At 66.1% G+C, this 14917-nt stretch carries 15 protein-coding genes; 9 read left to right on the top strand and 6 right to left on the bottom strand.

Translation table 11 applies throughout. The annotated features are described in order from the left end of the window. Positions 1–7 precede the first annotated feature (7 nt). Complete coding sequence (locus SPHN_RS15430; protein ID WP_248524622.1) at positions 8–769, bottom strand: molybdopterin-dependent oxidoreductase; 762 nt, start codon at positions 767–769, stop codon at positions 8–10. Continuing rightward, positions 766–1512 (bottom strand): cytochrome b/b6 domain-containing protein, encoded by a 747-nt coding sequence (locus SPHN_RS15435; RefSeq protein ID WP_248524623.1) that lies wholly within the window; start codon positions 1510–1512, stop codon positions 766–768. The genes SPHN_RS15430 and SPHN_RS15435 overlap by 4 nt, the downstream gene beginning before the upstream one ends. A 51-nt stretch (positions 1513–1563) precedes the next feature. Between SPHN_RS15435 and SPHN_RS15440 the strand changes: the two genes are divergently transcribed. Beyond that, positions 1564–2181, top strand: a complete 618-nt coding sequence (locus SPHN_RS15440) for a flavin reductase family protein (RefSeq protein WP_248524624.1) — start codon at positions 1564–1566, stop codon at positions 2179–2181. 348 nt (positions 2182–2529) lie between these two features. On the opposite strand, the gene SPHN_RS15445 is transcribed toward SPHN_RS15440, so the two are convergent. The 4 genes from SPHN_RS15445 to SPHN_RS15460 form a co-directional block, all read right to left on the bottom strand. Then, the gene (locus tag SPHN_RS15445; protein WP_248524626.1) at positions 2530–3288 is read right to left on the bottom strand and encodes a sulfite exporter TauE/SafE family protein; all 759 of its coding nucleotides are present in this window, start codon (positions 3286–3288) and stop codon (positions 2530–2532) included. Further along, on the bottom strand, positions 3281–4486 hold the full coding sequence (gene rlmN / locus SPHN_RS15450; RefSeq protein ID WP_056061442.1) for a 23S rRNA (adenine(2503)-C(2))-methyltransferase RlmN: 1206 nt from the start codon (positions 4484–4486) through the stop codon (positions 3281–3283). Before rlmN ends, SPHN_RS15445 begins: the two co-directional genes overlap by 8 nt. A gap of 232 nt (positions 4487–4718) precedes the next feature. Next, positions 4719–5192: an invasion associated locus B family protein gene (locus tag SPHN_RS15455; RefSeq protein WP_248524628.1), complete on the bottom strand. Its 474-nt coding sequence runs from the start codon at positions 5190–5192 to the stop codon at positions 4719–4721. After that, positions 5189–5872, bottom strand: coding sequence for a histidine phosphatase family protein (locus tag SPHN_RS15460; RefSeq protein WP_248524629.1), 684 nt, complete (start codon positions 5870–5872; stop codon positions 5189–5191). The genes SPHN_RS15455 and SPHN_RS15460 overlap by 4 nt, the downstream gene beginning before the upstream one ends. A 140-nt stretch (positions 5873–6012) precedes the next feature. On the opposite strand from SPHN_RS15460, the gene SPHN_RS15465 reads away from it, so the two are divergent. The 8 genes from SPHN_RS15465 (at position 6013) to gyrB (ending at position 14875) form a co-directional block, all read left to right on the top strand. After that, positions 6013–6666 carry an outer membrane protein gene (locus SPHN_RS15465; RefSeq protein ID WP_248524630.1) on the top strand — a complete coding sequence of 218 codons (654 nt, stop codon included), beginning with the start codon at positions 6013–6015 and terminating at the stop codon, positions 6664–6666. Between the two features lie 144 nt (positions 6667–6810). Then, a complete protein-coding gene (gene dnaN / locus SPHN_RS15470; RefSeq protein ID WP_056017955.1) occupies positions 6811–7929 on the top strand; it encodes a DNA polymerase III subunit beta in 1119 nt (372 codons plus the stop codon). 54 nt (positions 7930–7983) lie between these two features. Beyond that, positions 7984–8241, top strand: coding sequence for a type II toxin-antitoxin system Phd/YefM family antitoxin (locus SPHN_RS15475; RefSeq protein ID WP_248524631.1), 258 nt, complete (start codon positions 7984–7986; stop codon positions 8239–8241). Continuing rightward, positions 8228–8656 (top strand): type II toxin-antitoxin system VapC family toxin, encoded by a 429-nt coding sequence (locus SPHN_RS15480; protein ID WP_248524632.1) that lies wholly within the window; start codon positions 8228–8230, stop codon positions 8654–8656. The genes SPHN_RS15475 and SPHN_RS15480 overlap by 14 nt, the downstream gene beginning before the upstream one ends. 52 nt (positions 8657–8708) lie before the next feature. Next, positions 8709–9518: a Coq4 family protein gene (locus SPHN_RS15485; protein ID WP_248524633.1), complete on the top strand. Its 810-nt coding sequence runs from the start codon at positions 8709–8711 to the stop codon at positions 9516–9518. Between the two features lie 180 nt (positions 9519–9698). Next, positions 9699–10910: a DNA replication/repair protein RecF gene (locus SPHN_RS15490; RefSeq protein WP_248524634.1), complete on the top strand. Its 1212-nt coding sequence runs from the start codon at positions 9699–9701 to the stop codon at positions 10908–10910. Positions 10911–11017: 107 nt separating this feature from the next. Beyond that, positions 11018–11812 (top strand): OmpA family protein, encoded by a 795-nt coding sequence (locus SPHN_RS15495; protein WP_248524636.1) that lies wholly within the window; start codon positions 11018–11020, stop codon positions 11810–11812. Between the two features lie 516 nt (positions 11813–12328). Continuing rightward, complete coding sequence (gene gyrB / locus SPHN_RS15500; RefSeq protein ID WP_248524638.1) at positions 12329–14875, top strand: DNA topoisomerase (ATP-hydrolyzing) subunit B; 2547 nt, start codon at positions 12329–12331, stop codon at positions 14873–14875. Positions 14876–14917 lie beyond the last annotated feature (42 nt).

The following is a 14917-nucleotide window of genomic DNA, read 5'->3' on the forward strand; positions in this document are numbered from 1 at the left end:
CGGCGGCTTAGATTCCCGCGTACCAATCATAATCCACGTTATCTTCCCAATAGCCGCCCTTGCCCTTGCCGATTCCGGCGAGGCTGGCCACCGCATCGATCGCCATGACGTATTTCGCATGCTTGTAGCCCAGCTGTCGTTCGACTCTCAGTCGGACGGGCGCGCCGTGCGCAACGTCGAGTACGCGATCGTTGAGCGCCCAGGCCAGGATCGTCTGGGGGTGGAACGCGTCGATCAGGTCGATCGACTCGTAATAGGGCGTGCCGCGATACAGGTCCGCGCAGGTGAAGACGATGTAGCGCGCGGTGCTCTGCAACCCGGCGGCGCTGAGCAGTGCGCCAAGCTTCGGCCCACGCCATTTACCGATCGCGCTCCACCCCTCGACGCAGTCGTGGCGCGTGATCTGCGTGCGCGACGGCATCTGGCGGAGTTGCGGCAACGTCACCGACAACGGCCGATCGACCAGCCCGCCGACCTTCAGGCGATAGTCCGCGAAATTGTTCGCGACCATCGCAGTGTACCCGGGCGTACCCGGATCGCGCGTACCGTTCGATCGGAAGATCGGCGACATCTGCGCAGGGCTGAACTCAGGGACGAGCGCGTTACGGTTGGTCAGCGCGCGCTGCAGCCCGCGGTTCATGTCCTCTCCCATGAACAGGATTTTGCGCGCCTCGGGGTTCGCGGCGATCTTGTCGCACCCGGTCAGCAGCGCGCCCGTGCCGATCGTCGCGCCGGCAACCAGCGCGCGGCGGGTAATCAACGAACTCATGCGACGTCCTCCGGCACTGCCCAGCGTCCGGTGATCATCGACCGAACCTCGTTCCAGGCGCCGGCGAGAATGACCAGCGCGAGATGGGCGATGATGAACAGCACCAGTCCGGTGGCGGCAATAAAGTGGATCGAGCGCGCCGACTGCCGCCCGCCGAAAATCTCGAGCAACCACGGCCACGCGGCGTCCATGTTGGGCGACATGGCCAGCCCGGTCAGGATCATCACCGGGATCAGCACGAAGATCGTCGCCACGTACGACAGCTTCTGGAGGATATTGTACGCGCCCGGCCGCTTCGGATCGTGGAAGCGGAAGGCGAGATGCTCCTTCACGTCATGCGCCACCTCGCGCGGCGACAGCTCGGCAGCGCGGACACGAAGGTCGCGCTGGAAATGGCGGTTGATCAGGCTGACGATCATGAACCCGAGCAGCGCGAACGAGAGGACGAGCGCGAACAACAGGTGCCAGCGCCGCGAGATCGCAAGGTTGTAGCTCGCCGGGATCGTCAGCAGGTTGAGCAACGTCACCACCCAGCCCGGCCACTGGTCCAGCGTCGTCCAGGCGGTATCGAAATTCGCGCCGTATCTGCCCCAATAGAGTCGCGGATGCGCCTTCAATATGCCGATCCCGCTGCCGATCATGATGAACATCGTCACCACCGTCACCCAGTGCCAGACGCGCGTCGCCAGTGTGTGGCGCTTGACGGCCATGACGGTATGGGGGGTAACAGTGGGATCGTTCATGCTCGGTCTTCGCTCTAGCCTGTCGAAGCGCTCAATAGCAGGGATAAGCCTATGACCGAATGGCATTCTTACGAACCCGCGAATGGCCACCGCCTGCCGCACGATCCGCTCAACGCAATCGTCGCGCCGCGGCCGATCGGCTGGGTCAGCACGGTGTCGGCGAACGGCGTCGCCAACCTTGCGCCCTATTCGTTCTTCAACCTGTTCAACTACAGCCCGCCGCTGATCGGCTTCTCGTCGATGGGCTGGAAGGACAGCGTCGCCAATATCGAGGCGACCGGCGAGTTCGTCTGGAACCTCGTCTCGCGCGACCTGAGCGAGGCGATGAACACGACCGCTGCCAACGTCGCCGCCGATGTCGACGAGTTCGCGCTGGCCGGGTTGGAGATGGCCGCGTCGACCCACGTGAAGCCGCCCCGCGTGGCAGAGTCTCGCGCCCAGTTCGAATGCAAGCTGACTCAGCTGATCCGCCTCGAAACCAAGGACGGCCGAGAGCTCGACCAGTGGCTTGTGCTCGGCGAGGCGGTCGCGATTCACATCGACTCCGCGATGCTCGAGGACGGCGTCTACCAGACGGCACGTGCGAACCCGATCCTGCGCGGCGGCGGCCCGGCCGATTATTTCGAGATCACCGAAGATGCACTCTTTAAGATGCGCCGGCCGGGGTAACTCCCCCAATGTCCGTCATCACCTCAAAGTCCGTCATCCCAGCGAAAGCTAGGATCTCCCGGTAACGGAGCGCGCCCCTGCCGCACGAGACCCCAGCTTTCGCCGGGGTGACGGACATTGGGTCTGGCTGGGGCCGGGGTGACGCTTAGATCCGTCCGCGCCCCAAAGTCGTCATCTCAGCGAAAGCTGGGATCTCCCGGTAACGGAGCGCGCCCTTGCCGCACGAGACCCCAGCTTTCGCCGGGGTGACGGCTTCTTTTGGCGATGTGTAATGCCAAACCAAGAGTGTTCACCCGCGAAGGCGGGTGCCCAGACTGGGTCCCCGCCTTCGCGGGGAACCATAATGTGTCAGGCATAGGCCCTGTAAAAGAACACCATAGTCGTCGCGATGGTCACCAGCAGCGTCCACACCCGGATAACCTGCGGCGACAGCAACAACCCCAGCTTCGCCCCGTAATGCCCGCCGACGATCCCGCCGATCAGCATCGGCACGCACAGCGCCCACACCACCATCCCGGTCGCGATGAAGATGATCGTCGCGGCAAGGTTCGCGACCGCCAGCATCAGCGTCCGCGGCGGCGCGAGCGTCGCTGGTGTCGCGCCCGACAACAGCCCCCACGCCGCGGTCAGCATCAGCCCGACTCCGCCCCCGAAATAGCCGCCGTAAATCCCCAGCAGCGCCTGCACTCCGACCAGCGACTTCGGCCCGATCTCGACCCTCGACCTGAGCCACAACGACGCCCGAGTCCCGAACGCGATCGCCAGCGTCGCGAACAGCAATAGCCACGGCACGATCAGGTCGAACGCGCGCGCCGATGTCGCCACCAGCAACAGGCTGCCGACCAGGCCGCCGACGAAGGTGACCCCCGCCATCGTTCGCATGCCGACGCCCGAGATCGGCTGAAGCCCATGCCGATACGCCCACGCACTCGCCATCGCACCGGGCTGAAGCGAGACGTTGCTGGTCGCGTTGGCGAAGGTCGAGGGCACGCCGAGCCCGATCAGCGTCGGCATCGTCGCGAAGCTCCCGCCGCCCGCCAGCGCATTCATCGCACCGCCGAGAACGCCCGCCCCTGCCGCCAGCGCAACCGCACTCCACTCAAGCAAAAGCGTCGGACTCGGCGGCGGCCTCGCGATCAATCTGCGCCCGGCTCTTCTTCTCCGACGCGGTCTTCAGCTGGCCGCACGCCGCATCGATGTCGCGCCCGCGCGGCGTCCGCACCGGCGCGGAGATCCCTGCACCAAACACGATGCTGGAGAACGACTTGATCCGCTCGGGCGTCGAGCACTCGTATTGCGCACCCGGCCACGGATTGAACGGAATGAGGTTCACCTTCGCCGGCAGCTCGTATTTCCGCAGCAACCGCACGAGTTCGCGCGCGTCGTCGTCGGAGTCGTTCTTGTCCTTCAGCATCACGTACTCGAACGTGATCCGCCGCGCGTTGTTCGTGCCGGGATAATCCGCGCACGCCTGCAACAATTCCTCGATGCCGTATTTCCGGTTGAGCGGCACGATCTCGTCGCGCACCTCCTTGGTCACCGCATGCAGCGACACGGCCAGGTTCACGCCGATCTCGGCCCCCGCGCGCGCCATCATCGGCACCACGCCCGACGTCGACAGAGTGATCCGCCGACGGCTGAGCGCCAGCCCTGCGCCGTCCATCACCAGCTTCAGCGCATCGCGGACATTCTCGAAATTATACAGCGGCTCGCCCATCCCCATCATCACGATGTTGGTGAGCATGCGGCCTTCCGGCTGGCTCGGCCATTCGCCCAACGAGTCGCGCGCGAGCATCACCTGACCGACGATTTCGGCGGGCGTCAGATTGCGTACCAGCCGCATCGTGCCGGTGTGACAGAAGGTGCAGTTGAGCGTGCAGCCGACCTGGCTCGACACGCACAACGTGCCGCGATCCGCGTCCGGGATGAACACCATCTCGTAATCCTGCGCGTCATCCGATCGCAGCAGCCATTTCCGCGTCCCGTCGGTCGACACCTGCGCCTCGACCACGTTGGGCCGGCTGATCACGAAGCGCTGCTCGAGCCACGGGTGCATCGTCTTCGAGATGTCGGTCATCGCCGAGAACTCGGTCGCGCCGCGGTTGTAGATCCAGTGCCACAGCTGTTTCGCGCGCAGCTTGGCCTGCTTCTCCTCGAGCTGCGACGTCTCCAACGCCATCCGCAGATCGGCGAGCGACAGCCCGAGCAGGTCGATCCGCCCGTCGCTGCGCGGCACGAAGCTGCGGGGAACGGGCACGGGATCGATGTGCCCCGGAATAGGCATGAGGTTCGCGGCGGTCTGCATGGCGCGGCCCTTAGCGGAATTCTGCTGATTTTTCTACTGGCTGCGGGGAGGGGGGGCAGAGTCGGCGCAGTCAGGCCGAACGTCACCCAAAATAACCACCACCCCGGCGAAGGCCGGGGGCCAATTGGAAAGGTCGTCGCAACGGAGGACTGAGCGTCGTTACACCCGTCCCCCAATTGGGCCCCGGCCTCCGCCGGGGTGGTGGTACTGAGTGAGGGCGAATGCCTACAGTTCAGCCTCCGCTACACGCCAGCGCGGCCGCATCGATCGCCGTCGCCGCCCCGGACAGCGCATACACATCCGCAAACGGTCGCCCGCCGACGCCGACCGCCTCGACGCTCGTGCTCCGCCCCGATCGCAGCGCCGCGACGATCGCGCGGTCGCTCGGCGCATCGCTCGCCCAGGCATCCAGCCCGTTCGCCACCAACGCGAATCGTCGTTCGCCGATCGTCAGCGTCACCCCCGCGGATCGATCACGTTCGCGGCTGAGACGGATGTGGAGCGAGGCCCTTAGACCGCGCTTCGGCCAGGTCGCGATGCTCGCGAAACCGCTCGACCGGCCACCCGCCATCACCGGCCGCGCGATCGCGTAACAGCGCTCGGGTGCCGCGTCGCGAAAAGCACCCCAGCCCTTGTAGATGCCGATCGTCTCGCGCGCCGATGCCGGAACCGCGATCGCGAGGATCAGCAGAGTCGCCAATCTCACGCCGGGGCGAAACCGGTACCGAGATGCGGCACGGTCGCGCGGCCGTTCTCGACCAGCGTCACCGATCCCTGCGGCAGGCCTGTCGCAACCGGCGCGCCCAGCAGCGGATCGACCGGCGCGCCCGTCATCACGCCCAGCATCACCCGGCTGGAAATGCCGTGCATGATCACCAAACGGTCGCCCGGATCCTCCGCGGTATCGGCCAGCCAGCCACCAACGCGCGCCGCGATTTGCGGATACGTCTCGCCGTCCGGCGCAGGCTTCAACGTACCGCCCGGCAGCATCACCGGCCCGACCTCGTCGATCACGTCCGCGTAATAGCGTCCGCCCCAGGACCCCATGTCGATCTCGACCAACCGCGGATCGGTCCGCACGTCATGCCAATCGAGCTCCAGATGTTCGCAGATCACCGCCAGCGTCTGCAGTGCCCGCCCGGTCGGCGACGCCCACAATGTCAGCGCCGGCTTCGCCCCCAGCAATCCGCGCAACGCCCGACCAAGCTCGTCCGCCTGAGCAAAGCCCGCGCGCGTCAACGGTGTATGCGCGGCATCCCCTTGCAACCGGTGCGCCGCGTTGAACACGGTTTCGCCGTGCCGTGCGACGAAATCACGCCCCTTGCGCGGGGCCGGAGTATCGCTTGAACGGGCGTCCGCTTCACCCTGCCGTTGGCTTGGAATCATAGCCCGCGTTTCAACCCCCTGTGGCGCAAAAGCAACGGATTTCCGCGTTTATCTGGGGTTCATGCAACGCTCGGGCGGTTGGTCCATTGGAGCGGTCCACCCCGCGTATTGGGGTGCCCAGATAGTAAGGAGTAACCCCAATGCGTACGCTTATCGCCGTCTCGCTGCTCGCCACGACAGCCGTCGCAGCACCCGCTCTCGCGCAGACCAACCCGACCTTCACCGGCCCCCGCGTCGAGGCCACGCTCGGCTACGACCACACCGGCGCCGGCAGCAGCGTGTCCAACAACAACGGGCGCGACGACCAGAAGATCGATGGCCTGCTGTACGGCGGCGGCATCGGCTACGACATCGCCATGTCGAACAACGTCGTGCTCGGGGCTGAGGCCGAACTGACCGGCTCGACCTCGAAGAGCGACCGCAACGACTATACCAGCGACTTCGGCTTCGGCCGCGTCAAGCAGGGCCGCGATATCTATGTCGGCGCGCGCGCGGGCTATGTCGTCGCTCCGACGACGATGCTGTACGTCAAGGGCGGCTACACCAATGCCAAGCTGAACGTGCTCGCCGGCGACACCAACCAGACGACCGACACCGATTTCAATCTCGACGGCTGGCGCGTTGGTGCCGGTGCCGAGCACGCGGTTGGTCCGAACAGCTATGCCAAGCTCGAATATCGCTATTCGAAGTACGAGCGCAGCAACATCGACTATGCGACCGGCGGCACCAGCGGCCGATTCGACGTAGATACGGATCGTCACCAGGTAGTCGCCAGCTACGGCTTCCGCTTCTGATCGAAACGGTGCGCGCGTTTTAACGCGACGTTTACCGTGATCAAAGAAGGGTCGGAGCGCTTGCTCCGACCCTTTGTTGTTGGGTAAGCCATCTGCGGATTGCCCCCAGCCCCGAGTCCGGCTGTGGTGGCGGGGGGAATTTTGATGAAGGCGACGATCGAACGCGCAACGCTCCTCAAGGGGCTGAGCCATGTCCAGTCCGTGGTGGAGCGGCGCAACACCATCCCCATCCTGTCGAACGTGCTGATCGAGGCGACCGCCGAGGGCACGCTCAAGCTGATGGCGACCGATCTTGATCTCCAGATCAACGAATCGATCGCAGCCGCAGTCGACCAGCCCGGCGCGACCACCGTGTCCGCGCACACCTTGTTCGACATCGCGCGGAAACTGCCGGAAGGGAGCCAGGTCCAGCTCGCCGCGTCCGAAGGCCGGATGAGCATCGTCGCAGGCCGCGCGCGCTTCTCGCTCGGCACGTTGCCGCGCGACGATTTCCCGGTGATCGCCGAGGGCGAACTGCCGACCCAGTTCGAACTGCCCGCCGAGACGCTCAAGCAGATCATCGACAAGACGCGCTTCGCGATCTCGACCGAAGAGACGCGCTATTATCTGAACGGTATCTTCCTCCACGTGGCGGACGGCGACAGCTCGAACCCGGTGCTCAAGGCCGCCGCGACCGACGGCCACCGCCTAGCGCGCGTCACGCTGCCGCGTCCCGAGGGTGCCGAATCGATGCCCGACGTGATCGTCCCCCGCAAATGCATCGGCGAGCTGCGCAAGCTGCTCGACGAGGTCGATGGCTCGGTCGGCGTCTCGCTGTCGCCGACCAAGATCCGCTTTGATCTCGGCCAGGCGATCCTGACCTCGAAGCTCATTGACGGCACCTTCCCCGATTACAGCCGCGTGATCCCGACCGGCAACGACAAAATCCTCAAGATCGACCCCAAGAGCTTCATGGAAGGCGTCGACCGCGTGTCGACCATCGCCACCGAGAAGACCCGCGCGGTCAAGATGGCGCTCGATCGCGACAAGATCACGCTGTCGGTGACCTCGCCCGAAAACGGCACCGCCGCGGAGGAAGTCCCCGGCGATTACGTCGCGCTCCCGTTCGAGATTGGCTTCAACAGCCGCTACCTGATGGACATCCTCGCGCAGATCGACGGCGACATGGTCGAGGTGCACCTCGCCGACGCCGCCGCCCCGACGCTGATCCGCGAGAACGACAAGTCTCCTGCGCTGTACGTGCTGATGCCGATGCGCGTGTGATTCGGTCTGCCCGTCGCGCCGTGGTATAGCGGCGCGACAGGCAGGAGCCGGATCATGGACTCGATCAATATCGCGGATCTGAAAGACGAGCTGGACACGTTGATCGACCGGCTCGAAGCTGGCGAGGCCGTGCAGATCATGCGTGACGGCCAGTACTTCGCCTGCGTCACGCCAGCGGCGCCACCTCTGCCACCCCGCCAGCCCATCGATTTCGATGCGCTGAGGGCGTTGCGCGCGACGACGGTCAATCACGCCGGGGGCATCAATAGCAGCATGACGGTCGAGGAAATGCGCCGTCATGATCTATTGTGACACGTCGCTGCTTGTCGCCCTCCTAGTCCCAGAAACCTACAGCATCGTCGCGGATCTTTGGATGCGCGAACAATCGGCGGGTGCGCTATTCGCCAGCGCATGGGTCGGCACCGAGTTAGCCGGCGCGCTTGCGCTGAAGCGTCGGCTTGGTGAGCTTGACGACGTCACTCATGCAAAAGTCACACGGGCTGCGGCGGTGCTGCTTACGTCGCTATCGTCGATACCGGTCGAAACTGGCCATTTTGTCGACGCGCAGCGACTCGTCTCATCGCCACCAAAGGGCCTGCGATCAGGTGATGCCCTGCATCTGGCGATCGTGGTCGACCAAGCGCTGGGCCTCGCGACGTTCGACAGGCAATTGGCCGGCGCGGCGCGCCACAATGGTGTGGAGGTTGTCGCTCTACTGCCGGCTTGACCGCAAGGATTGGCTCCAGTACTAACAGCAATGTCAGTAAGGAGTCGACTCGATGGCGAAGCTTCCTCCGTTTCCCGGTACGACCGGTCGTCGCGATTGGCGTACGGCGTTCGATGCGATCAAGAAATTGCTCGCGAACGGTGACGACACGACGCAGGTGTTCCGGATCATGCGCGCGCTGAACGTCGGTAATGCACCGATGAATTACGCGCGACTGATCGCCACCGAGCAAGGCGGGCGGATCGCCTATGACCGCGTCGAACTAGCGCAGCGTTTCTCCGATCCCGCGTTCGTCGCGAGCTTCGCGCCCGGCACGGTCGGCGCAGCGTATCGCACTTTCCTCGAGACGACGGGCTATTCCGCGGACGGGCTGGTCGAGGTCTCGCGGCTCGTGCCGTCCGAGGACGATCTGGCGCATCCCTATGCGTGGTTCGGCCGGCGGGTCCGCGATACGCACGATATCTGGCACGTGCTGACCGGCTACAAGGCGGACGAGAGCATGGGCGAAGCGGCGCTGGTCGCGTTCAGCTATGCGCAGGTCGGCGGGCTCGGCTGGGCGCTGATCGGTTCCGCCGCAGCGCTGAAGAGCATGCGTGTTACGGGGAGCAAGCTGTTCGCGAAGGCGGTCTGGGAAGGCTATCGCAATGGGCGCAAAGCGAAGTGGATTTCCGGCGAGGATTATCTCGAACTGCTCCACGAACCGCTGGAGGCCGCGCGCTCACGGCTCGGCATCGTCACGCCGGTCGCCTATCTGCGGGCGCAGCGCGAACTCGGCCCGGAACTCGCATCGTATCTCAGCATGCAGAAGGCGGCGACCGCGACGGCTGCACCCGTGATCGCGCCGGAGCGGATCGCCGCCTGACGCGATGCTTGATAACGGACTGGGCGTGTCGCTAACGGGGCGTGGTCAGATCGATGCCCCACCCCGTTCGTGCTGAGCGAAGTCGAAGCACCGTAGCTTGAGCCGCGCCCTTCGACTTCGCTCAGGCCGAACGGAAAAGGGCGATGCAATCTCTTTCGAAACTGCTCTAAGGCCGGGGCAATGCTGTCGCGCCTGGTCCTTACCGATTTCCGCAACCATGCTGACCTGACGCTTCAGCCGAGTTCAGGGTTCGTCGTGCTGACCGGCGAGAACGGCGCTGGCAAGACGAATATCCTGGAGGCGGTGTCGCTGCTCGCGCCCGGCCGCGGGCTGCGGAGAGCGGCTCTCGGCGAGATGGCGAGGCAGGGCGGGGCGGGCGGCTTCGGCGTCGCGGCGACCTTGTCCCCACAACGCGAGCGGCACGGCGCCACCGAATTCCCCTCCCGCTTGCGGGAGGGGTCAGGGGAGGGCGCGACGTACGTACTGGCGTCCGGCGTCGAGGAAAACGCGCCCCTCCCCCGCCCCCTCCCGCAAGCGGAAGGGGAGAAGGAAGCCGCCGCCGAAGTCGACGTCGCAACCGGCACGCTGGCTTCCGCCCCCGAGCGCCGCATCGTCCGCATCCAGGGCGCAACCACCACCGCCAACGCGCTCGCCGAGTGGCTCACGATCCTCTGGCTCACCCCGGCGATGGACCGCCTCTTCGTCGCCCCCGCCGGCGAACGCCGGGGCTTTCTCGACCGCCTCACGCTGGCCCTCGCCCCCGCCCACGCGCACCACGCCGCCCGCTACGACGCGGCGATGCGCGCGCGCAACCGCCTGCTCGCCGACGAAGGCCGCCCCGACGGCGACTGGGTCTCCGCGCTCGAAGCGCAGATGGCCGAGCACGGCGACGCGGTCGATGCTGCCCGGCGCGCGACCGTCGCGCTGCTCGGCACGAGGCTCGCGCATCAGGACGACGGCCCGTTTCCCCGCGCCGGCCTCGCGCTCGAAGGCTGGGCCGGCGACACCACCCGCCTGCAAGCCGACCTCGCGCAGGGCCGCGCGCGCGACGCCGCCGCCGGCCGCACGCTCGTCGGCCCGCACCGGGTCGACCTCGCGGTAACGCATCTCGACAAGGCGCGCGCAGCCTCGCTCGCGTCGACCGGCGAACAGAAGGCGCTCCTCCTTGGCATCGTCCTCGCGCATGCCGAACTGGTGGCGGAGCGAACCGGCCAGTCGCCGGTGCTGCTGCTCGACGAGGTCGCCGCACATCTCGATCCGGCCCGACGCGCGGCATTGTTCGAGCGGCTATCGGGGCGCGGGCAGGTGTGGATGACCGGCACCGAAGATGCGCTGTTCGACGCGATCGACAGCGGCGCGACGCGCATCGCCGTAGGCCACGCTAATCACTGAAAGAAAGAGATAATCTTCGGCTGAACACAGGCTGTCGATCGAGGTCACTGTGCGTTCAAGCGGCCGCGGGCAGAACCCGTCCCATCGAAGATCACGGAGAGTTCACGATGTCCCATAATCTTGCCCGCGCCGCCCTCGGCGTCCTGATGGCCACCGCGACCGTCGCGCCTGCGCTGGCGCAGGGCCAGGCACGCTTCGACCCGCGCACGGCGCCCTGGACCCGGCCTGGGTATCGGCTGGTCGGCGCCGGCGTGCCGATCCTGTTTCCCGAGCTTCGCAATACACCGCGTGGCCGTGAGTTCGTGATGCCGAACTTCGACGCGAACGGCGACGGCCGGATCAACCGCCAGGAAGCCGACGACGCCAACCGGGAATTCGCCCGGCTGGCAGGTCCGCGTCGCGATCGGTTCGACTGGGACGCGTACGGTCGCGACCCGCGCGGCTATCGCAGCGGCCGCGGCGGCACCACCGTGGTCGAGACCGTGACCACCTGGGATCGCGGTGCGATGCGCAACTACGGCTTCCGCCAGACCCCGCGCGGCGCCACGCTGACGCTGCAGGAGGACGTGCTGTTCCGCACCGACAGCGCCGTGCTGCGTCCCGGCGCGATCGAGAAACTGCGCCCGCTCGCCCGCTATCTGCGCGCCAACCCCGGCGTCCGCGTGGCGATCGACGGCTTCACCGATTCGCGCGGCACCGACGCGCATAACCAGGGCCTGTCCGAGCGTCGCGCGGCCAGCGTTCGCCAGGCGTTCGACGACATGGACGTCGTCCGCGCCCGTTTCAGCGTCGTCGGCCACGGCGAGCGCGACCCGGTCGCGACGAATGCGACGGCCGCGGGGATGCGCCTAAACCGCCGCGTAGAGGTAACCCTGCTAGGCCAGCGCGCCGACCGCTTCTGAGGCCGGTCTCCCTCTCCCCGCCGGGGAGAGGGAAGGGGCCCGCCGCCCTTGCGGTGGGAAGGGTGAGGGGCGTGAGGCTCGGGAGCGCGCCCCAACTCCCCTTCACCCTTCCGTCGCCTGCGACTCCTCCCTCCCTCTCCCCAAGGGGAGAGGGACTTCGGCCACCACCGCGCTGGCCACCACCCCGGCGAAGGCCGGGGCCCAGTTGGAGGACGTCGATAGCGAATTGCAGTCGGTCGTTACCGCGACCCTTCCATCTGGGCCCCGCCTTCGCCGGGGTGGTGCATCGGCGGTGACGGGTTCGCCCGAGCCGTCGTCCTGCACGGCCTGACCCTGTCATCCTCTTCGCATGGTGATCCGAACCCCCTCGAAGCCCACACCCCCGACACCCGAACGCCACAGCCACGCCAAAACGCTCCCTGCGTCGGCACTTCCTGCACTTCGCTCGCCGCCCACCCCGCCACCGCGCAGGCCATTTCGCTTCCGTTTCGGCCCCTGCGTGCCTATATACTTGTCATGGCATCCAACCCCGAAACCAATAATCCCAACGTCCCGAACATGGGCGATTACGGCGCGGACTCGATCAAGGTCCTCAAGGGCCTCGACGCGGTCCGCAAGCGCCCCGGCATGTATATCGGCGATACCGACGACGGGTCGGGCCTCCACCACATGGTGTTCGAGGTCAGCGACAACGCGATCGACGAGGCGCTCGCCGGGCATTGCGACCGGATCGACATCGTCCTCAACGCCGACGGTTCGGTCAGCGTTACCGACAACGGTCGCGGCATCCCGACCGGCATCCACACCGAGGAAGGCGTGTCCGCAGCCGAGGTCATCATGACCCAGCTCCACGCCGGCGGTAAGTTCGAGAACACCAACGACGAGAATGCGTACAAGGTCTCGGGCGGCCTGCACGGCGTCGGCGTCTCGGTCGTCAACGCGCTCAGCGAGTGGCTCGACCTGACGATCTGGCGCGACGGCAAGGAGCATTACATGCGCTTCGCGTTCGGCGACGCGGTGATGCCGCTCAAGATCGTCGGCGACGCGGCCGAGGGCCAGAAGGGCACGCGCGTCACCTTCTTCCCGTCGCCCGCCACCTTCAAGATCACCGATTTCGACTTCGACAAGCTCGAACATCGCTACCGCGAACTGGCGTTCCTCAACTCGGGCGTCCGCCTGTTTCTCTCCGACGCCCGGCACGAGGAGATGAAGACCGTCGAGCTCTATTACGAGGGCGGCATCGCCGCGTTCGTGAAGTATCTCGATCGCGCCAAGGTGCCGTTGATGCCCGAGCCGGTCGCGATCACTGGCACGCGCGACGACGTCACGATGGACGTCGCGCTCCAGTGGAACGACTCGTATTACGAGAACGTCCTCGCCTTCACGAACAACATTCCGCAGCGCGACGGCGGCACGCACATGGCCGCATTCCGCGCCGCGCTGACCCGCACGCTTAACAACTATGCCGAGAAATCCGGCATGTTGAAGAAGGAAAAGGTCCAGCTCACCGGCGACGACATGCGCGAGGGCCTCACCGCAATCGTCTCGGTCAAGCTGCCCGATCCGAAGTTCAGCAGCCAGACCAAGGACAAGCTCGTCTCGTCCGAAGTCCGTCAGCCCTTGGAAAGCCTGATGGCCGACAAGATGGCGGAGTGGCTGGAAGAGAACCCCGCGCACGGCAAGGCGATCGTCGCCAAGATCATCGACGCCGCCGCCGCGCGCGAGGCGGCCAAGCGCGCCCGCGAACTGACGCGGCGCAAGGGCGTGATGGACATCGCCTCGCTGCCCGGCAAGCTCGCCGACTGTCAGGAGCGCGATCCCGCCAAGTCCGAGCTGTTCCTGGTCGAGGGTGACTCGGCCGGCGGCTCGGCCAAGCAGGGCCGCGATCGCCACTTCCAGGCGATCCTTCCCCTACGCGGCAAGATCCTGAACACCGAGCGCGCGCGCGAAGACCGCATGCTGTCGAGCCGCGAGATCGGCACGCTCATCACCGCGATGGGCACCGGCATCCGCGACGACTTCAACGCGGACAAGCTGCGCTACCACAAGATCGTCATCATGACCGACGCAGACGTCGACGGCGCGCATATCCGCACGCTGCTGCTGACGCTGTTCTATCGCCACATGCCCAAGATCATCGAGGGCGGGTACCTCTACATTGCCCAGCCACCGCTGTACAAAGCGACCAAGGGCCGGTCCGAAATGTACCTGAAGGACGACGCCGCGCTCGACGAGTATCTGGTCGATGCAGGTGTCTCGACGATGGTCCTCGAAGGTCCGGCCGGCACGCGCACCGGCGAAAAGCTCAAGGACCTGGTCGATCACGCGCGCCGGATGCGGACGCTGATGCGCTACGTCCCCAAGCGCTACGACGCCGGGATGATCGAGGCATTGGCGCTCGGCGGCGTGTTCGATCCCGAGGCGTCGGTCGAGGACCGCACCTCGCGTCTCGAAACCGTGACGCGTCGTCTCGAACTCGATGACGGCGATGCCCGCTGGACCGCGGTGCTGACCGAAGACGGCGGCATCCACTTCCAGCGCGCGTGGCGCGGTGTCACCGATCACCACATCATCGAAGCGAGCTTCTTGGTGTCCGCCGAAGCGCGCAAACTCCACGCGCTATCGGGCGAACAGGCCGAGAGCTACGCGCAGACCTCGAACCTTGTCCCCGTCAGCAAGGCGACGCAGGCGGATGAACCGGAAGTCGAGACCGCGGCTGAAGAGGGTGCAGAACCTGAAGCCGGCGTGATCGGCTCCGCCACCGCGGTCGTCGCGACTCGCGGCTTGACCCAGGTCTCGCGCCCGAGCCATTTGCTCGATGCGATCCTGACCGCCGGCCGCAAGGGTCTCGCGATCCAGCGTTACAAGGGGTTGGGCGAGATGAACGCGGAACAGCTCTGGGAAACCACGCTCGATCCGACCGTACGCTCGATGCTTCGCGTGACGGCCTTGAACGCCGAGAGTGCGAACGAGATCTTCACCCAGCTGATGGGCGAAGTCGTCGAACCCCGCCGCGAGTTCATCCAGGACAACGCGCTCAACGTTGCCAATCTCGACGTCTGATCGCGGAACATCGAGCGTTCAACCGCGCTTAACGGCCATCTA

The sequence above is a fragment of the Sphingomonas faeni genome (genome assembly GCF_023195535.1).
Classification (GTDB): domain Bacteria; phylum Pseudomonadota; class Alphaproteobacteria; order Sphingomonadales; family Sphingomonadaceae; genus Sphingomonas; species Sphingomonas faeni_B.